The 18016-nt window shown below is 54.5% G+C and carries 19 protein-coding genes; 3 read left to right on the forward strand and 16 right to left on the reverse strand.

Annotation, left to right across the window (positions count from 1 at the left end; translation table 11 throughout):
• Nucleotides 1–27: 27 nt before the first annotated feature.
• From ABD931_RS22870 to ABD931_RS22935, 14 genes are all read right to left on the reverse strand, one after another.
• Nucleotides 28–570: a GNAT family N-acetyltransferase gene (locus ABD931_RS22870; protein ID WP_345270322.1), complete on the reverse strand. Its 543-nt coding sequence runs from the start codon at nucleotides 568–570 to the stop codon at nucleotides 28–30.
• A gap of 66 nt (nucleotides 571–636) precedes the next feature.
• Nucleotides 637–1218, reverse strand: a complete 582-nt coding sequence (locus ABD931_RS22875) for a LutC/YkgG family protein (protein WP_345270323.1) — start codon at nucleotides 1216–1218, stop codon at nucleotides 637–639.
• A 43-nt stretch (nucleotides 1219–1261) separates the two neighbouring features.
• Nucleotides 1262–2674 (reverse strand): lactate utilization protein B, encoded by a 1413-nt coding sequence (locus tag ABD931_RS22880; RefSeq protein ID WP_345270324.1) that lies wholly within the window; start codon nucleotides 2672–2674, stop codon nucleotides 1262–1264.
• 20 nt (nucleotides 2675–2694) lie between these two features.
• Nucleotides 2695–2895, reverse strand: a complete 201-nt coding sequence (locus tag ABD931_RS22885; RefSeq protein ID WP_345270325.1) for a helix-turn-helix transcriptional regulator — start codon at nucleotides 2893–2895, stop codon at nucleotides 2695–2697.
• The gene (locus ABD931_RS22890; protein WP_345270326.1) at nucleotides 2892–3341 is read right to left on the reverse strand and encodes a hypothetical protein; all 450 of its coding nucleotides are present in this window, start codon (nucleotides 3339–3341) and stop codon (nucleotides 2892–2894) included. Before ABD931_RS22890 ends, ABD931_RS22885 begins: the two co-directional genes overlap by 4 nt.
• 75 nt (nucleotides 3342–3416) lie before the next feature.
• Entirely contained in the window at nucleotides 3417–4154 is a 738-nt protein-coding gene (locus tag ABD931_RS22895) for a (Fe-S)-binding protein (RefSeq protein WP_345270328.1), read from the reverse strand.
• 375 nt (nucleotides 4155–4529) lie between these two features.
• Complete coding sequence (locus ABD931_RS22900; RefSeq protein WP_345270329.1) at nucleotides 4530–4856, reverse strand: L-rhamnose mutarotase; 327 nt, start codon at nucleotides 4854–4856, stop codon at nucleotides 4530–4532.
• 3 nt (nucleotides 4857–4859) lie between these two features.
• A complete protein-coding gene (gene fucP / locus ABD931_RS22905) occupies nucleotides 4860–6146 on the reverse strand; it encodes an L-fucose:H+ symporter permease (RefSeq protein WP_345270330.1) in 1287 nt (428 codons plus the stop codon).
• Between the two features lie 72 nt (nucleotides 6147–6218).
• The gene (locus tag ABD931_RS22910; RefSeq protein WP_345270387.1) at nucleotides 6219–7001 is read right to left on the reverse strand and encodes an L-fucose dehydrogenase; all 783 of its coding nucleotides are present in this window, start codon (nucleotides 6999–7001) and stop codon (nucleotides 6219–6221) included.
• An 85-nt stretch (nucleotides 7002–7086) separates the two neighbouring features.
• A complete protein-coding gene (locus ABD931_RS22915) occupies nucleotides 7087–7911 on the reverse strand; it encodes an amidohydrolase family protein (protein WP_345270331.1) in 825 nt (274 codons plus the stop codon).
• Nucleotides 7912–7936: 25 nt separating this feature from the next.
• Nucleotides 7937–8344, reverse strand: coding sequence for a four helix bundle protein (locus ABD931_RS22920; RefSeq protein ID WP_345270332.1), 408 nt, complete (start codon nucleotides 8342–8344; stop codon nucleotides 7937–7939).
• 32 nt (nucleotides 8345–8376) lie between these two features.
• The gene (locus ABD931_RS22925) at nucleotides 8377–9231 is read right to left on the reverse strand and encodes a fumarylacetoacetate hydrolase family protein (protein WP_345270333.1); all 855 of its coding nucleotides are present in this window, start codon (nucleotides 9229–9231) and stop codon (nucleotides 8377–8379) included.
• A gap of 54 nt (nucleotides 9232–9285) precedes the next feature.
• The gene (locus ABD931_RS22930; RefSeq protein WP_345270335.1) at nucleotides 9286–10059 is read right to left on the reverse strand and encodes an SDR family NAD(P)-dependent oxidoreductase; all 774 of its coding nucleotides are present in this window, start codon (nucleotides 10057–10059) and stop codon (nucleotides 9286–9288) included.
• Between the two features lie 122 nt (nucleotides 10060–10181).
• On the reverse strand, nucleotides 10182–11846 hold the full coding sequence (locus ABD931_RS22935) for a UxaA family hydrolase (RefSeq protein WP_345270336.1): 1665 nt from the start codon (nucleotides 11844–11846) through the stop codon (nucleotides 10182–10184).
• A gap of 162 nt (nucleotides 11847–12008) precedes the next feature.
• Between ABD931_RS22935 and ade the strand changes: the two genes are divergently transcribed.
• The 3 genes from ade to ABD931_RS22950 all read left to right on the forward strand — a co-directional run bounded on the left by ade (nucleotide 12009) and on the right by ABD931_RS22950 (nucleotide 15760).
• A complete protein-coding gene (ade, locus tag ABD931_RS22940) occupies nucleotides 12009–13646 on the forward strand; it encodes an adenine deaminase (RefSeq protein ID WP_345270337.1) in 1638 nt (545 codons plus the stop codon).
• A gap of 150 nt (nucleotides 13647–13796) precedes the next feature.
• On the forward strand, nucleotides 13797–14417 hold the full coding sequence (locus tag ABD931_RS22945; protein ID WP_345270338.1) for an RNA polymerase sigma factor: 621 nt from the start codon (nucleotides 13797–13799) through the stop codon (nucleotides 14415–14417).
• Between the two features lie 71 nt (nucleotides 14418–14488).
• Complete coding sequence (locus tag ABD931_RS22950) at nucleotides 14489–15760, forward strand: replication-associated recombination protein A (protein WP_345270339.1); 1272 nt, start codon at nucleotides 14489–14491, stop codon at nucleotides 15758–15760.
• Here the strand turns inward: ABD931_RS22950 and argC are convergent.
• Together argC and ABD931_RS22960 are read right to left on the reverse strand one after the other, a co-directional pair.
• Nucleotides 15757–16743, reverse strand: coding sequence for an N-acetyl-gamma-glutamyl-phosphate reductase (argC, locus tag ABD931_RS22955; RefSeq protein ID WP_345270341.1), 987 nt, complete (start codon nucleotides 16741–16743; stop codon nucleotides 15757–15759). The two genes, ABD931_RS22950 and argC, sit on opposite strands and share 4 nt — an antisense overlap.
• Entirely contained in the window at nucleotides 16736–18016 is a 1281-nt protein-coding gene (locus tag ABD931_RS22960; protein ID WP_345270342.1) for a glycosyltransferase family 4 protein, read from the reverse strand. Before ABD931_RS22960 ends, argC begins: the two co-directional genes overlap by 8 nt.

Consider the following 18016-nt stretch of genomic DNA (forward strand, 5'->3'; position numbering starts at 1 on the left):
CAAAATGGCGGCATAACCAACCTGGAATTATCCACGGCCCGGCCCGGTATACTCCTCGCGCAGCAGGCTAAAAATGTGTTCGTCCATCGGCTGATTGTTTTTCACGGCTGCCTTCCGGAGCACTGCTTCGGGCCGGAACCCGCTCTGCTCAAGCACCCGCATCGATGCGGTATTTCCCTCCAGCACACAAGCGTAAATACGGTTGACCTGAAAGTTTTTAAAGATATAGTCCACCATAACCGGAATAGCCTCCGACATAATGCCCCGCCCCCAGTACTCCTCCCCCAGCCAGTAGCCAATTTCGGCATTGTAGCGGTAAATATCATCCTTTATCGTGAAACCGATGTTGCCCACGGCTACACCATCCACCTCAATAGCGAGGTTGGTTGGGTTCTGGTACGAACGATTGGAACGCACCCACGAGTGCGCATCGCGAATGGTGTACGGGTAGGGAAAGAAATCCCGGACGTTGTTCCAGATGTTACGGTTGCTGGCGTGCCTGGACAAAGACTCCTCGTCTCCTTCGCGCCAGGGCCGAAGTCGGCAAGTAGTGAGTTGAAATGTAGTCAAAGGAGGGTATTTGTTTTTCGCGAAAACTAACAGTTTTTACCGAAAAACAACAGATGACCGATTTTGTTAGCGCACAAGTACGGTCAGGCTGCGGGCTCCGTGGGCCCCCACCACCAGCGATTGCTCAATATCAGCCGTCTTGGACGGACCCGCAATAAATACGCCGTAGCTGAGCGAGGTTTTATCTATCTGCCGGTACGCTTCGTGCATGTTGGGGACGATGGTGTATCGGTCGATGACCAGCACCAGATGCTGCGCAATAAACGGCAGCGACCGGTGCGGCATATTGGCCTCGGGCACCCAGATAGCCGCGTTTTCGCCTACGCCAAACACGCCCTGTAGCACCGCTACGTCCACCTGTTCGAGTGTCTCTTTAGGCGTCTGGGCATCTACCGGCATAAGCGGAATACCCGCCAGCGGCACCGAAGCCGCAATCCGCTGCGCATCCGGAAACCGCTCGCGCACCACATCGGCCACGGTCTGACCAGCGGGCAATTCTACCAGCTGCCCCCCCACAAAGGCGAGCGAGTCGGAGAAGCGCGTGAAGGTTTGCGCCGGGTCCGGCCCAAAATCCGGTATCTCCGGCAACGGCAGCGCCTGGGGCTTATTCGCTTTTACGTTGGCAATGATCTGATCTCGCGACGACATATCTATTCCCGACCCGAAAGTCGGCCTTATATTGGATTTACAGTTAATTTGGATCAACTACCGGTGTAGGAGAAACAGGCGTCTCCATTTCCTTAGCTGCATTCTGTGCGTACCAGTCCCGGAAACTCTGCTTCGGCGGCTCCGGCAGCTCCCGCGCAATAGCCCAGGGATTGATGGCCCCGGCATGGCTGATGGCGTAGGGTGTCAGGCTGAGCACTTTCCGGGCCACACGTCCCAGGCGGGCATACAGCGACGGTCGGGCCAGCACATTGGCCAGGACTTTCATGCTGAGACGTTTGCCGGCCGGCATCACCTTTTCCTTGCTGATAATCTGCCGCCACTTATACAACTGCACGTGAATGTCGATCTTTACCGGACAGACATCCGAGCAGGAGCCGCAGAGGGTAGAGGCAAACGGCAGGGTGCTGTGCTTCTTCAGGTCCGTATTGGGCGACAGAATCGAGCCGATGGGGCCGGGTACGGTATAGTCGTAACTATGCCCGCCACTCCGGCGGTACACCGGGCAGGTATTCATACAGGCCCCGCACCGGATGCACTTGAGCGAATTCCGGAAATCGGGCCGGCCAAGCTGCTCCGTACGGCCATTGTCAACAATAACAACATGCAACTCCTGCCCCGGCCGGGGTTTGTGGAAATGTGAGGTATAGGCTGTGATTAACTGACCGGTAGCACTGCGGGTCAGCAGGCGGGTAAAGACGCCGAGATGTTCCAGTTTAGGGATAATTTTTTCAATACCCATGCTGGCAATGTGAACGGGCGTTAAGGTCACCCCCAGGTCGGCATTGCCTTCGTTGGTGCAGACGACAAACCCACCCGTTTCGGCAATGGCGAAGTTGACACCGGACAGGGCGACTTCGGCCGCGACGAACTTCTGTCGCAGGTGTTGTCGGGCCGTTTCAGTCAGGAATTGCGGGTCACTGGCATCGGCCGGGGTGCCCAGGTGTTCATGAAAGATCCGCCCAACCTCTTCTTTCTTGAGGTGAATGGCCGGCATTACAATATGGCTCGGCGGCTCGTGGCTGAACTGAATAATCCGCTCACCCAGATCGGTGTCTACTACCTCAATGCCGTGCTTTTCCAGAAACGGATTCAGGTGGCACTCTTCCGTGAGCATGGATTTGCTCTTGACCATCCGCTTCGCGTTGTGCTTTTGGAGAATAGACAGTACAATGCGGTTATGCTCCTCAGCATTGGCGGCCCAGTGTACCTGGATGCCGTTCTGCTGCGCGTTCCGCTCAAACTCCTCCAGGTAGTCGTCCAGACGGCTCAGCGTGTGGTTTTTGATTTGCGAAGCCAGTTCGCGCAACTGCTCCCATTCGGGAACCTGGTACACGGCGCGATCGCGTTTCTGTCGCACAAACCACAGGGCCTTATCGTGCCAGGTGGTGCGGTCAATGTCGCGGTTAAACTGTTCGGCGGCTTGAGGGTGATTCATATGTTTTGCTTATGCATGTCCTAGTCCGTTTCTTCCAACTGGAATATCTCTTCGACCCGTTTGGCAAACACCCTGGCCATTTTCAGGGCCAGCACGGTCGACGGCACGTAGCGGCCTGTTTCTATCGAATTAATGGTCTGACGACTTACCCCAATCTGATCGGCCAGTTCGGCCTGCGAAATATTTTTTTCGGCCCGTTCTACTTTAATGCGGTTCTTCATAGCGCCAGTACCCGACTGTTCCTGTACAGCAGCATGTTGAACCGAATCACAAACACAATCAGCATGGTAAACATATTGTAAATCAGCACGTCGAAGAACCGCTCGCCGTGGACAAACAATATGGCTATCGCCAGCACAATATAATTGACGTAAATGCTCCATTGTAGCGCTTCCAGCCGCATCTGGCTCACCATTTCGTCTTCGATCGTCTCTTTCGAGAAGCCGATCATCAGCAGCCCAGCTATGACACCCAGCGCGGCCACCTCATCCGTCAGGTTAATGGCAAGGTCTGAACCCAGAAACCCTTTTCCCTTAGCAATGCTAAGGGTCAGAAATTCAAAATGAAACTCAGCGTACATATACGCCAGCCCGAGGGCCACCGACGGAATCAGAATCAGCCAGCCAATCAGCCGGAAGCGGTGCGGAAATAACCATTGTGTTTTCATAAGCTTATCAATTAAGTTTGCTTTACCAAAAGTAAAGTAAACTTTACAAAAAGACAAACTTAATTGAGTAAACGGTCATTGGCTACCGTTCAGAATTTCGGCCACGTGCATCACCCGCAGCGGTAATTTACGCCGACGTACAATCCCTTCCAGATGCATCAGGCAGGACACGTCGCCCCCGGTGAGCACCTGAGCCCCGTTTCGCACATGGTCATCCACCCGGTCGGTACCCATCCGGGCCGATACGGCGGCTTCCGTCACGCAGAAGGAACCGCCAAAGCCACAGCACTCATCGTAGCGCTCCAGTTCCACCAGTTCAAGTCCTTTTACTTTTTTCAGCAGGCGGCTTATCTGCCCGTCGCGCACCGGCGTCAGTTCCGAATCGGTAGCCAGGCGCATACCCCGTTGTCCGTGACAACTCAGGTGCAGGCCCACCCGGTACGGAAACTCCGTCGCAATTTCGGTAACGCCCAGGACGTCGGTCATGAATTGCACCAGTTCGTAGGTACGCTCCCGCACGTGCCTGACCTCCGGTGTCTGCTCGATAATGTCGAAATGCTTGCGGACGTGATACACGCAACTCCCCGACGGAGCCACGATGTAATCATACCCGGCAAAGGTCTGCACGAAGTTATGGTAGACCGGTACGGAGTCCTGTTCACAGCCGGAATTGGCCATGGGCTGGCCGCAGCAGGTTTGTTGCATCGGAAACTCCGCTTTCACCCCCAGTTTCTCAAGGAGTTGCAGCGTAGCAATGCCGACCTTCGGGTAAAACTGGTCAACATAACACGGTATAAACAGTGCGACTTTCACGGTCAGAAAACAAGTTAAATGAGAGCAAACACCGGCGGTATGTGGCAGCAGCCTGTTTGCCCATACAAGAATACATAACGCAGTCGGAATAGGTATCCCGTAGGCTCCTGCTCGGAAAGAATTATTAGTGCTGTTTATCTCTTGGCTTGCCCCTACAGGGCAGAGAATAGAGCACGCTTCGGCAAGGGCTATAAACCGCTGACCCCTCTCCGGGGTAATTGATAAAATATTTATACCCCGGAGGGGTCAGCGGTTTATAGCCCTATCACCAATCCCGAACGCTCACTGCCCTGTAGGGGCAAGCCTATTTTGTACGTTATTTTATTAGAATTTATCCAAGGGGTGGGGTGAAATACCAAAAGCAGCTTCTATACCCTACAACTTAAAAATCCGGTCCATCAGCAGCCACTTCTCACCGGGTTTAGCTAGGGGCAGTGCCTGCTGATACGTCCACATGAGGTCCTCCCACTCCTGTACCTTCGGGTTGCCGGCGTCCATGCTGGATTTCCGCTCGAAGGAAAAATCGTCAGTGGTTTCCATAATCATAAAGAGCCGGTTACCAATCCGGTAAATCTCCATATCGGTGATACCGGACGAACGGATGCTTTCTTCGATTTCGGGCCAGATTTTCTCGTGGTACTGTTCGTACTCGGCAATTAGCGCCGGGTCGTCTTTCAGGTCAAGGGCCAGACAATAGCGCATGGATTAACGAACAGTTTCAGTTTTCACCTCATACCCTTTCCAGCCGTAGTAAGCCACTACCAGAAAACACAGCAGCGGTACGATATACGACACCTGAATGTTGCTCTGGTCGGAAATCCAGCCCATAATCAGCGGAAACAGCGCCCCGCCCGCAATAGCCATCACCAGCAGCGACGAGCCCAGTTCCCGATCCTCATCAACTTTGTCGATAGCCAGTGCAAAAATGGTTGGGAACATAATGGACTCGAAGAACGGCACGGCAAACAGCGCCCACACAGCCAGCTGCGACTGCACCGTCAGGGCCAGCGCCAGCAGTCCCATACTGATTAGCGAATAGATCATCAGCAGCCGGTTGGCGGCTATATACCGGGTTAAAAACGTACCCACAAAGCGGCCGATCATAAAACCGAACATAGCCATACCCAGCCAGAAAGCGGCTTCTTTTTCGGGCACATCGCTGGTATATTTGGCAAAGCGGATGAAAAAGCTCGTGACGCATACCTGCGCCCCAACGTAGAAGAACTGCGCCAACACGCCCAGGCTCAGGTGCCGGTGCTGCAAGGCCGTTCGTAGCGACGATTTACCGTTACTACCTCCCTCCCTGAACTCCGGCATTTTGGTAAACAGAAACAGTACCATCACCCCCGTAACCACCAGGCCGATGATGAGGTAAGGCGTTTTTACCAGATCGGCCTCGTATTGCAGGTACTGATCCAGTTGCCCGGGCGACATTGCATTCAGTTCAGCCTCGGTATGTTCAATGCCACTCAGGATAAACTGCCCGCCTAATATGGGAGCCAGAAACGCGCCCAGCCCGTTAAATGACTGGCTAAAGTTAAGCCGCGTCGTGGCCGATTCAGAAGGCCCCAGGATTGTAACATACGGATTAGCGGCTGTTTCCAGAAAGGCACAACCGGCCGCGATAATGAACAAGGCACCCAGAAAGAACACGTACATCCGGGTGCCGGCGGCCGGTACAAACAGGAACGCACCAATGGCATACAACAACAAACCGGCAATAATGCCCTGCCGGTACCCGTACCGCTTCATGATCAGCCCGGCCGGCACCGCCATCAGAAAGTAGCCCAGGTACACGGCTGAGTCAATTAACGCCGATTGCAGATCGGTGAGCCGACAGGCTTTTTTGAGGTGGGGGATCAGAATGGGTTCGAGGTTATGGACAAACGCCCAGAGGAAAAACAGGCTCGTCACCAGCGCAAAAGCCAGCTTGTAATTGCCGGTAGACCCGGCCGTGGCTTTTGCCGCCGGAGTAGTTGACACAGACGCCATACGGTATGCGTTTAGGAGTTGTTCTGTTGTATAAAGGCATTTTCGCCCTGCTTTACCCTATCAGACAGAAAACTACGTCAGGGCCCTATCCATATGCACATACCCACCATCTACGTGAATGAGCTGGCCGGTGGTATGGCTCGACTTATCAGACAGCAGAAACACCACCATATTGGCAATCTCTTCGGTGGTTGTCATGCGCTTCTCATACGGTATTTTTGAAACGATCGACGCCAGCTTCTCCTCCGGGTTCGGCAGGGTTTGAATCCATTTTTCATACAGCGGTGTCCAGCACTCCGCCACAACCAGACAGTTGACACGAATGCCATAGGGCAGCAGTTCTACCGCCCACTCGCGGGTCAGCGCATTCCGGCCACCGTTGGCTGCTGCATACGCTGAGGTATTCCCCTGCCCGGTTTCGGCCACTTTGGAGCCAATGTTGACAATACTGCCTTTTGACTCCTTCAGCGCCGGCAGCGCGTGGTGCGCCATCAGGTAGTAATGCACCAGGTTGCGGTGCAGCGACGCCATAAACTGCTCATACGACCCTTTCTCCAGCCCTACGCCATCATTCACCCCCGCATTGTTGACCAGCCCGTCAATGCGCCCAAACTGCGCCAGCGTCTGCTCCACAGCGTTTTTACAGTCGTCCGGCCTGGTTAGCTCGGCAACAAGCTGAAAGGCACGTCCGCCTGATTCTTCAATCCTGGTTACGGTTTGCCGGTTGTCCTCTTCATTCCGGCCGACAATGACCGGGACCGCACCCTCAGCCGCCAGCGTGGTAGCAATGCCTTCGCCGATGCCCTTGGCACCACCGGTTACAATAATGATTTTGTCTTGCAGATTCAGGTTCATGGTTCTTCCGGTCAGCCTGCCGGAGCGGGTGGTAATCAGGTTGGTAATTACAATGAATTTAGCCGGCAGCAATCGCCGGCAGGCATTACAGGTTATAAAACGCCACAGCGTTTCCGCCGAATACTTTATCCCGCACTGCCGGCCCCCACGGCTCTACGTATTCTTCGATAAGGTTTTTGACCTGCGTGTAGTTGGCCGCTACCAGACAAACCGGCCAGTCGGAGCCGTACACCAGCCGGTCGGGGCCGAAATGTTCGAATAGCACATCCAGGTACGGGAAAAAATCTTTTTTGCTCCAGTTATGCCAGTCGGCCTCGGTCACCATGCCCGATACTTTGCAGTACACATTGGGGCTCTTGGCAATTTCGGCCATGTAATTCGACCAGGTATTAATTTTCTGCTCTTTGATGTACGGCTTAGCCAGATGGTCGATGATAAATTTAACTTCCGGCACGGCCTGCACCAGTTGCAAAGCCGCTTTTAGCTGGTTGGGGTAGATGAGAATATCGTAGGTAAAGTCGAAGGCGGTAAGCTGCCGGATACCCCGGATAAACTCCGGGCGGGTCATGAAATCCTCCGGCTCCGCCTGCACCACATGCCGGAAGCCTTTAATCTCTTCTATTTGCGAGAAAGCCTCCAGCCGCTCGTACACCGTCTCCGACCGCAAATCGACCCAGCCCACTACGCCTTTGATAAAACCATACGCCTGCGCCAACTGAGCCAGAAACAGCGTCTCCTCTTCCGACTGAGACGCCTGCACAGCTACGCAGCCGTTGATGCCGTTCTCCTGTAGCACCGGCTCCAGATCGGCCGGCAGAAAATCGCGCCGAATGGCCTGCATCTCTTCCGTAATCCAGCTATCCCGCTCCGGATCATAAAACCAAAAGTGCTGATGCGCGTCAATGGTCATTGAGTTAAGAATTAAGAGTTAAGAGTTAAGAGTTAAAGAGTGGGGTCAGGTAGTAGGGGTCGTCTTCGCGGGCGATGGGAGGGCTTCCCTGGGTGGTTAACAGAATGGAACTGAGGATGCGCACTAACTCTTCACAATCATTGAGCAGGGAATTGGCCATACGTTCATCCAGATAATTGGTACTCTGTAATAATCGCAGCCAATAGCAGGACGCTCTGGCTTCTTTGTACGCAATGCTCATCTTGGCCGTGAAATCCTTACGGGAAAAGCCACCGGTTGCCTCCTCCACGTTAGCCCCAATTGAAGTGCCACTTTTCAGGAGTTGCTCGGCAAGCTTATACGGAGCTCTATTCTCAATCAGCCACTTAAACAGATTCACTATCCGTATGCTGAAGGCAAACGACTTCTCCTGTATAACACTCTTACGCTCCATAACCCTAACTCTTAATTCTTAACTCATAACTCTTAACTGAAAGCGACTGCTTTCTGGCGTTGAACCCCTAAGTTCTCAATACCGAGTTCTACTATATCGCCGGGCTTCAGGTAACGGGGGGGCTTCAGACCAAGACCAACGCCGGAGGGGGTACCCGTCGAGATGACGTCGCCGGGGAGCAGGGTCATAAACTGACTGATGTAGCTGACCAGCGTCGGCACGTCGAAAATCATGTCGTCGGTATTGGAGTCCTGGAGCAGCTCATTGTTTACCTTCAGCCAGAGGTTCAACTTGTTGGGGTTGGAAATTTCGTCTTTTGTTGCCAGAAAGGGCCCCAGGGGCGCAAAGGTATCGGCACTTTTACCCTTTACCCACTGTCCACCCCGCTCTATCTGGAACGCCCGTTCGCTGTAGTCGTTGTGCAGGGCGTAGCCGGCGATGTAGTCAAAAGCCTCGTCTTTCTCTACATAGGTAGCTTTTTTGCCGATTACAATAGCCAGTTCCACTTCCCAGTCCGTCTTTTCGGAGCGTTTCGGGATAACGACATTATCATTGGGGCCGCAGAGCGCCGTCGTGGATTTGAAAAACAGAATCGGCTCGGCCGGAATGGGGGCATTGGTTTCGGCTGCGTGTTTGGCATAATTCAGCCCAACACAGACGATTTTGGAAGGACGCTTGATACAGGAGGCCGTACGCTCATTCGGGCCAACTTCCGGACAGAAATCAGCATTGCCCTTGAGCCAGTTCGCCAGGCGCTCGATGCCATTAGTGGCAAAGAACTGCTCGTCATAATCCTGACCAAACGAGACTACATTAATGGCTTTGCCATTGGGGAGAATAACACCAGGATGTTCATTATCGGCGGGACCGAAGCGGAAGAGTTTCATTTTATTTTAAGACGTTAGAGATTAGACATTAGATTTTAGACTTTCGCAGCAAGTTTAATTATTCAAGCGTGTGAAGCCACCATCAATGGGGTAGTCGCAGCCGGTGATGAAGCCGGCTTCGTCGGAACAGAGATACAGGGCCAGCGCACCGATTTCCGAGGGCTTCGCCATGCGGCCGATGGGCTGGGTGGCCGCCAGTTTGGCAAACATCTCCTCCTCCCGGCCGGGGTAATTCTTAGCCAGAAAGCCATCGACAAACGGCGTATGCACCCGAGCCGGCGAAATGCAGTTACAGCGGATGTTGTGCTTCAGGTAATCTTTGGCGACGGATAAGGTCATGGTCAGTACGGCTCCTTTGCTCATGGAGTAGGCGAACCGGTCGGGTATACCTATGGTAGCCGCCACCGACGCCATGTTCAGGATTACCCCGCCCCCATTGGCTTTCAGGTGAGGAATAACGGCATGCAGGCAATTATACACGCCCTTGATGTTGACGCTCACAATCCGGTCGAAATCGGCCTCGGTCGTGCTCTCCGCCGTTCCGATATGCGCAATACCGGCATTGTTGACCAGTATGTGTATTGGCCCTTCGGCCACAATCTTCCCGACGACCTCCAGCACATCCGCCTGCCTGGAAATATCGACCGCGTGCGCAAACGCCCGGCCGCCATCGGCCGTAATGGCCTCAGCCACCTGCTGCGCCTGACTGGCGTTGATTTCTAAAATATGCACTGTGGCACCGGCTTTGGCAAAGGTCTGCGAAATAGCCAGCCCGATGCCGCTGGCCCCGCCCGTAACGAGCGCTGTTTTTCCGTGTAGGGTGAACATAAGTGAAAGAGCGAAAGAGTGAATGAGCGAAAGAGCGGGGGGCGTAGCCTGAAAAAGTGGCAAGATACCGTACGGTAATCGCTCTTTCGGGCTACGCGCCCCGCTCTTTCACTCTTTCACCATTAAAGTGAAACCCCCCGCTTCCAGGGGATAAAATCGTCCTGGCCGAGTTGTTCGGCTTTGGTGAGGGCTTCGCCGTTGGCTACCCGGATGATGTATTCCAGCAGCGCTTCGCCGTTTTCCTCAATGGTTTGCTCACCGTCTATGATCGGGCCGCTGTCGAAATCGATGACGTCGGGCATGCGCTTTGCCAGGGCTTTGTTGGTCGAGATTTTCACGACGGGGCAGACCGGATTACCGGTTGGCGTACCCAGGCCGGTGGTAAACAGAATGACGTTGGCCCCGGACCCGGCCATACCGGTGGTGGCTTCTACGTCGTTGCCGGGTGTACAGAGCAGGTTTAAGCCAGGGGTGGTAGCCGGCTCGGTATAATTAAGTACATCTGCCACGGGGGCCGTGCCGCCCTTTTTAGCCGCGCCCAGCGATTTAATGGCGTCGGTAATCAGGCCGTCTTTGATGTTGCCGGGCGATGGGTTCATATCGAAACCGGAGCCGACGGCCTCAGCCTGGGCTGAGTAGGTTTGCATCAGGTTGATAAACTTCTCTGCTTTTTCGTCGGAGGTAGCGCGGTTAATCATCTCCTGCTCCGCTCCGCACAGCTCCGGAAACTCGGCCAGTATGGTTTTGCCGCTAAGCGAAACGATAATATCCGACAGATGCCCGATGGCCGGATTGGCCGAAATACCGGAGAAGCCGTCGGAGCCGCCACACTTCAGACCGACGGTCAGTTTGCTGAGCGGAGCCGGCTTACGCTCCAGTTTATTGATCTCCACCAGGTGCAGGAACGTATCTTTGATGGCCTGCGACATCAGCGCGAACTCCGTACCAGCCTGCTGCTCATACACCAGCAGCGGCTTGTCGGCTTTCGGATTCTGCCGCTTCATTTCTTTTGCCAGCATATCGCCCTGGAGGTGCTGACAACCCAGACTCAGCACCGTTGCACCGGCCACATTGGGGTTATTGATAAACCCAGCCAGCAGGGAGCAGAGTGCCTGCGAATCCTGCCGGGTACCCCCACAGCCCATCTCGTGGGTAATGAACTTGATGCCATCCACGTTTTTGAACGGCCGGGTTTGGGTATGGGTAAACGTCTGGAGTTGCGAGGGATCGGCAAAGGGCTCAATTTTTTTGATGATGTCCAGTTCACCCGCCTGGTACAGACTCAGTAGCTGGTGTACCTGCTCCCGGTACATATCCGGCTGGGCATAGCCCAGTTCCCGCTCAAAGGCTTCTTTCAGAATCAGCACGTTCCGGTTCTCGCAGAACACCAGCGGCACCACCAGCCAGTAGTTGCGGGTGCCAACCTGCCCGTCGGCGCGATGATAGCCCATAAACGTTCGCCCCTGCCAGGATGTTACATCAGGCGGCTGCCAGCTATGCGGCTGCTTTCTGTCGAGGCCGTAGCGATCCGAATCATGCTTCAGGTTGAAGGTAGTAATGGGCTCCCCCCGGCGGATGGGCTGCGTAGCCTTCCCAACCAGCACGCCGTACATTATTACCGGGTCGCCGGGCTGCAAATCCATGGTAACAAATTTATGCTTGGCGCTGACGGTATGCGGCAAGTCGTACTCGGTATGGTTAAACTCGATGTGTTCTCCGGCGCTGAGGTCGCGGAGCGCCACAATCACATTATCATCAGGATGAACCTTGAGAACTTTGGCGGACATGGAGGACTGTTTTTTACATAAGTCGGTTCGGAAAGCGATATACCCTTACCGTTTACCAAAATCTTTGCGGACAAAACTTGTTAATTTCCCCTCCAATCTCAACTTTTGGTGATCCGCTCGTTACCAATCGATACCCATAGCTTAGCTGCCAACCTTTCATTCATGCTGACTGCCAACATTATTGACCTCTTTGATCAAACAATTTACTTCGGGACCCTTGAACTGGAAAACGGCCGCATTGCCCGTATCGACCGTCAGGGAGCGCAGCGGCCGGGCGAACCCTACATTCTGCCGGGGTTTATAGATGCCCACGTCCACATCGAAAGTTCATTGCTAACCCCGGCGCAGTTTGCCCGGCTGGCGGTATTGCACGGCACCGTGGCCACCGTCTCCGACCCGCACGAGATTGGCAACGTTCTGGGTATTCAGGGAGTGGAGTACATGATTGAAGACGGCAACCGGGTGCCGTTCAAGTTCAGCTTTGGCGCTCCCTCCTGCGTACCCGCTACTACCTTCGAGACGGCCGGGGCCAAAATCAGCGTACGCGACGTGCGGAAACTGCTCGGCATGAAAGAAATCGGCTATCTGGCCGAGATGATGAACTTTCCGGGCGTGCTGCATCTGGACCCCGATGTGATGGTGAAAATTGCCCTGGCTAAAGCCTTTAACAAACCCATCGACGGCCACGCGCCCGGTCTGCGGGGCGACGATGCCCAGCGGTACATTGATGCCGGTATCGAGACCGACCACGAATGCTTTACCTACGAAGAAGCCCTGGACAAAGCCCAGCGGGGTATGCACATCCTGATTCGGGAAGGCAGTGCCGCCCGGAATTTCGACGCGCTCATTCCCATTCTGGCCGAGTACCCGGCACAGGTCATGTTCTGCTCCGACGATAAACACCCCGACACCCTGCTGGAGGGGCACATTAATCAATTGGTGATCCGGGCCTTAACTAAGGGGCATACGCTCTGGCATGTCTTACGGGCGGCCTGCCTGAATCCGGTCCTGCATTACAGACTGCCGGTAGGCCTGCTCCGCGAAGGTGACCCGGCTGATTTTATCTTGGTCAATAACCTACAGGAGTTTCGTATTCTGCGGACGGTAATTAACGGAGAAGAAGTTGCTAAAGATGGCCAGTCTCATATACCCGACCTGCGCAGTGAACACGTCAATCAGTTTGCATGCAGCCTGAAAACGCCGGCCGATTTTGTTGTTGCGGCTGCGGGGATCGGTAAAATCCGCGTGATTGAAGCGCTGGACGGGCAGTTGATCACCAATGAACTGCAGGAAGATGCTAAGGTGGAGAATGGGCAGATTGCACCCGATGTTGAGCGGGATATTTTGAAAATAACCGTAATTAACCGGTACCAGGATGCGCCCCCGGCGGTGGCGTTCATCAAAAATTTCGGCCTGAAACAGGGCGCAGTCGCTTCGTCAGTCGGCCACGATTCGCACAACATCATTGCGGTGGGCTGCGATGATGCCAGCATTTGCCGCGCCGTAAACCTGGTTATTGAAACCAAAGGTGGCTTAAGTGCCGTAAGCGGAGACCCGGCGGCATCGTCGTATATACTTCCGTTACCCGTTGCCGGTTTAATGACCGATACAGACGGATACCTGGTAGCTCAGCAGTATGCGGCTATTGACCGGTTTGTGAAAAGAGAATTGGGCAGTACCCTGGCAGCTCCTTTTATGACCCTATCGTTTATGGCTCTGCTGGTTATCCCTGCCCTAAAGCTGAGCGACAAAGGATTGTTCGACGGAAGTCACTTTCAGTTTACTAATCTGACCATTTAAATGCCTGTCTGCTACCTTTTTGGCTGAAATTGGCGAAATTTCGCTATTAGTATTAAATTTTCTTCACTTTTTTCTAAGATCGTTTCAAATGCAATATTTTGTTGATAAATTTACAAACCCTAACCAACAAAACCCTCTCCAGTCTAACTTATGCCCCGTCGTCGCACATCCTTTGGTCTTGACGAGGAAACGCTCTGGGATCAATTCCGTGGTGGAAACGAGAAAGCGTTTGCCCAACTCTATCAGGAATACGTACAGGTGTTGTATCACTACTGTACACACTTCGCCAGCGATAAGGCGCTCATCAAAGATTGTATTCACGATCTGTTTGTAGAACTCTGGAAACATCGCCAAAACATTGGTCCGACTACATCGGTCCGGTTTTACCTGATGGCTTCCATTAAGCGTAAACTGGTACGGCACCTGACGGCCGAACAGAAATTCAGCAGCCAGGATGACGCCCGCCCCGGCGAACTGCTGACCGGCAGCGACCCTTCGTACGAAAGCACCCTGATTTCGCAGGAAGAAGACCTGCACATGAACGACTGCCTGCAAAAGGCCATTGAGCGCCTGCCCCGCCGGCAGCGGGAGGCCGTTTACCTGCGGTACTATCAGAACATGTCCAACGAGGAAATCTCGGAGTTGATGCAGATCAACATCCAGTCGGTATATAACCTGATCTTCGGGGCCCTCAGCAATCTGAAAAAATACATCTCTCCCGAAAAAGTTGTTTTAGGTATTAGTGTGCTGCTGAGTGGTCTCCTGATGTAAGCCTGCCCTACCAGACAATAAACCTTTTCTTCCGGGTTGCAATACTCCCCGTAGGCGGATAGTTTCGCCTTATGAATCCTGCTATTACTCCTCTGGCCGAGCGGATGCGTCCACGCAACCTGGACAACGTTATTGGCCAGCAGAAACTGATTGGCCCCAAAGGTCCATTGCGTCGGGCGGTTGAGTCGAACCGATTGCCGTCCATGATTTTCTGGGGACCGCCGGGGGTGGGTAAGACTACGCTGGCGCAACTCGTTGCCGAAGGCACCAAACGCCCGTTTGTCAGCCTCAGTGCCATCAGTGCTGGAGTAAAAGACATCCGCGATGTACTGAACCGTCCCTCCGGACTGTTTCCGCCTGTCGTTTTTATCGACGAAATTCACCGTTTCAATAAGGGTCAGCAGGATGCCCTGCTGGGTGCGGTGGAGAAAGGGCAGATAACGCTGATTGGGGCCACTACCGAAAACCCGTCCTTTGAAGTGAACTCGGCCCTGCTGTCGCGCTGTCAGGTCTATATCCTGGAATCACTCGGCCGCGACGAACTGGTTCAGCTCGTGAACCGGGCGCTGGAGCAGGACACCTACCTCAGCCAGAAGAAGATCCGGATGGAATCATACGACGCGCTGCTGCGGCTATCGGGCGGAGACGGCCGCAAACTGCTGAACCTGCTGGAACTGGTAGCCACCTCGCACGTCAGCGCTGATGAACTGGTGATTACCGATGATCTGGTCACCGAAGTAGCCCAGCAGAATATTGCCCGCTACGACAAATCCGGCGAGCAGCACTACGACATCATTTCGGCCTTTATCAAATCCCTGCGCGGCTCCGACCCCAACGCGGCTCTCTACTGGATGGCCCGCATGATCAACGCCGGCGAAGACCCGGAGTTTATTGCCCGGCGCATGCTGATACTGGCCTCCGAAGACATCGGCAACGCCAACCCTACGGCGCTCATCATGGCCCAGAACGCCATGCAGGCCGTCCGGATGATTGGCTACCCCGAATCCCGCATTATCCTGTCGCAGGTAGCCGTTTATCTGGCCACCTCCTCCAAAAGCAACGCCAGCTATGTCGCCATCAATGAAGCTATGGCGTTGGCCGAAAAAACCAGCCACCTGCCCGTACCGCTGCACCTGCGCAACGCGCCTACCAAACTGATGAAGCAAATCGGCTACGGCGACAACTACCAGTACGCCCACGACTTTGCCGGTAACTTTGTCCAGCAGAACTTCATGCCCGAGGAGCTGAAGGGCCACAAACTCTACGAACCCGGCCAGAACGCCCGTGAAGCCGAGATTCGGAAGAACCTGCAGAAGTGGTGGGGAGAGTGGTATGAGTATTAAAACCCAACCGACTTCAACCGCAGCCCCGCATCTTCGGGTAAGCCGAAAATCAGGTTCATATTTTGCACCGCCTGGCCGGAGGCCCCTTTGGTCAGGTTGTCGATGGCGCTGGTGACGAGCAGTTGGCCGTCGTGTTTTTCCAGGTGAATCAGGCATTTGTTGGTGTTGACTACCTGCTTCAGGTCAATGGGCGCGTCGCTGACGTGGGTGAACGGGTGAGTGGCGTAGTACTCATGATACAGCGCTTTGGCCTCTTCCCGGCTCCCCGAAAACGTGGTGTACACATTGGCCATGATGCCCCGTGTATAGTCGCCCCGGTACGGCACAAAATTGATGGCCTTGTCGAACCCGGCCTGCAAGGCGGCAACGCTTTGCCGAATCTCCTTCAGGTGTTGGTGCGTAAAGGCTTTGTAGATCGAGATGTTGTTGTTGCGCCAGGTGAAGTGCGTGGTCGGGCTTAGCGCCTGCCCCGCACCCGTTGAGCCTGTAATAGCACTGACGTGTACCTCATCCTGCAGCAAACCGGCGTTCGCCAGCGGCAACAGGGCCAGTTCTATACTGGTCGCAAAACAGCCCGGATTGGCAATTTTGCCGGCCGACTGAATGCGCTCCCGCTGGAGTTCGGGCAAGCCATACACAAATCCGTTGGACTCGTCGCGGAAGTCGGTGCTGAGGTCAATGACCTTTACCGTTTCCGGCACCAGGTTCTCCGCCAGAAATTTAGCCGATTCGCCGTGGCCGGAGCAAAGGAAAATAACGTCCAGGTCCGGCTGGGCCAGCAGCGCAGCCGGTTCGTCGCCGGAAAACAGCAGGTCGGTATCGCCCAATAAATCGGAATGGGTGTTATAAACCGGCTTACCGGCCTGGCTTTTGCTGTGGGCAAAGGCAACCCGTGCGTTGGGATGATGGATTAATATCCGGAGCAGTTCACCGCCTGTGTAGCCGGCTCCGCCGATGATGCCGATGTTTATCGTTTTACTCATGTGCAATTCGTTTGTACAAATCTATGTGTTGCGCCGTATGCTTGTCCCAGGAGAAGCGTTTGGCCTGCTCCAGCGCCCGAACCGCCAGTTCCTGACGTTTGGTTTCTGAGTTAACCAGCGTCAGCATCGCCTGGCACAACGCATCCTGATCCGTAGGCGCTACCTGAATGGCTGCGTCGCCAACCACTTCGGGCAAGGATGATACGTTCGACGTAATTACCGGCAGCCCGCACTGCATGGCTTCCAGCGGAGGCAAGCCGAAACCCTCGTACAGCGACGGATACACAAACGCCACCGCTCCGGCATAGAGGGCGGCCAGGTCTTCGTCCGGTACAAATCCGGTAAAAACAATCCGCGACTGGAGTGCCGGTATGCGGCTCAATTCAGCAGTAATTTTCTCAAATTTCCAACCTTTGGTACCCACCAGCACCAGTTTCACCTCCGCCGGAATGGCCTTTTCCTCCACCAGCCGGCTAAAGCAGCGAATCAGGTGGTCGATGTTTTTGCGGGGCTCCAGCGTAGCCAGACTAAGCAAATACGGTCCTTCGCCCAACTGGTACTTCACCCGTACCGCCTGCTTCCGGGAGGCATCGCTTACCGGGTAAAACAGGGAGGGCGAAGCTGCCAGGTGGATCGGTACGACCCGCTCCGGGCGGATGTGCGGGTAATGCGTACACAAATCCACTTTGGTAGCCTCCGATATGGTGACCACCCAGCCATCGGGCGGAATGGCCGCAATGGCTCGCTTTACCGAGTCTTCACCCGATAAAAACCACTCCGGGTGGATGATGGGAATCAGATCGCTGACAGTCTGCACCGTACGTACCCCGCGCATTCGGCCGATGGCTTCGGGAATGGCGTAAAAGGGCGCGTGATAGATGGTTCCGTGCGGCAGATTAACTCCACTAAAGTTGGCCTGCTCCGCGTTGAGTCGTTTGCGTGCCTGGTAAAACAGTTGTCGAATGCCTTTGGTGGACAGGCTGCTCCGCCCGAACGGCCGGAGCAAGGTATTCTCCAGCCCCGCCCAGAACTGTTCCTGCCGCCGGTTGACAAAGGGAATTGTCTGATCCGGGTAAGATTCACGGACATACCGCGTAGTCTCTGCCAAATGGCTGGGAGCCGCTAAGGACAGCGCAACCTCCGGCGACTCCAGCAGCCCGCGAATCAGATATTCAACGATTCGACTGATACCCGTTTTCGACTTATTGTAGTAGAAACCCATGCCCTGCGTACTGGCATCGATCACTACCGACAGTGGTTTTGTAGCTGGCAA

This window comes from Nibrella viscosa (assembly GCF_039541875.1).
GTDB lineage: Bacteria > Bacteroidota > Bacteroidia > Cytophagales > Spirosomataceae > Nibrella > Nibrella viscosa.

Excerpts from the sequence above, each read along its gene's own strand:
- ABD931_RS22875 (WP_345270323.1), bottom strand. The coding sequence starts at position 1,218 with ATGTCGTCGCGAGATCAGATCATTGCCAACGTAAAAGCGAATAAGCCC.
- ABD931_RS22880 (WP_345270324.1), bottom strand. The coding sequence starts at position 2,674 with ATGAATCACCCTCAAGCCGCCGAACAGTTTAACCGCGACATTGACCGC.
- ABD931_RS22885 (WP_345270325.1), bottom strand. The coding sequence starts at position 2,895 with ATGAAGAACCGCATTAAAGTAGAACGGGCCGAAAAAAATATTTCGCAG.
- ABD931_RS22890 (WP_345270326.1), bottom strand. The coding sequence starts at position 3,341 with ATGAAAACACAATGGTTATTTCCGCACCGCTTCCGGCTGATTGGCTGG.
- ABD931_RS22900 (WP_345270329.1), bottom strand. The coding sequence starts at position 4,856 with ATGCGCTATTGTCTGGCCCTTGACCTGAAAGACGACCCGGCGCTAATT.
- fucP (WP_345270330.1), bottom strand. The coding sequence starts at position 6,146 with ATGGCGTCTGTGTCAACTACTCCGGCGGCAAAAGCCACGGCCGGGTCT.
- ABD931_RS22910 (WP_345270387.1), bottom strand. The coding sequence starts at position 7,001 with ATGAACCTGAATCTGCAAGACAAAATCATTATTGTAACCGGTGGTGCC.
- ABD931_RS22915 (WP_345270331.1), bottom strand. The coding sequence starts at position 7,911 with ATGACCATTGACGCGCATCAGCACTTTTGGTTTTATGATCCGGAGCGG.
- ABD931_RS22920 (WP_345270332.1), bottom strand. The coding sequence starts at position 8,344 with ATGGAGCGTAAGAGTGTTATACAGGAGAAGTCGTTTGCCTTCAGCATA.
- ABD931_RS22925 (WP_345270333.1), bottom strand. The coding sequence starts at position 9,231 with ATGAAACTCTTCCGCTTCGGTCCCGCCGATAATGAACATCCTGGTGTT.
- ABD931_RS22930 (WP_345270335.1), bottom strand. The coding sequence starts at position 10,059 with ATGTTCACCCTACACGGAAAAACAGCGCTCGTTACGGGCGGGGCCAGC.
- ABD931_RS22935 (WP_345270336.1), bottom strand. The coding sequence starts at position 11,846 with ATGTCCGCCAAAGTTCTCAAGGTTCATCCTGATGATAATGTGATTGTG.
- ade (WP_345270337.1), top strand. The coding sequence starts at position 12,009 with ATGCTGACTGCCAACATTATTGACCTCTTTGATCAAACAATTTACTTC.
- ABD931_RS22945 (WP_345270338.1), top strand. The coding sequence starts at position 13,797 with ATGCCCCGTCGTCGCACATCCTTTGGTCTTGACGAGGAAACGCTCTGG.
- ABD931_RS22950 (WP_345270339.1), top strand. The coding sequence starts at position 14,489 with ATGAATCCTGCTATTACTCCTCTGGCCGAGCGGATGCGTCCACGCAAC.
- argC (WP_345270341.1), bottom strand. The coding sequence starts at position 16,743 with ATGAGTAAAACGATAAACATCGGCATCATCGGCGGAGCCGGCTACACA.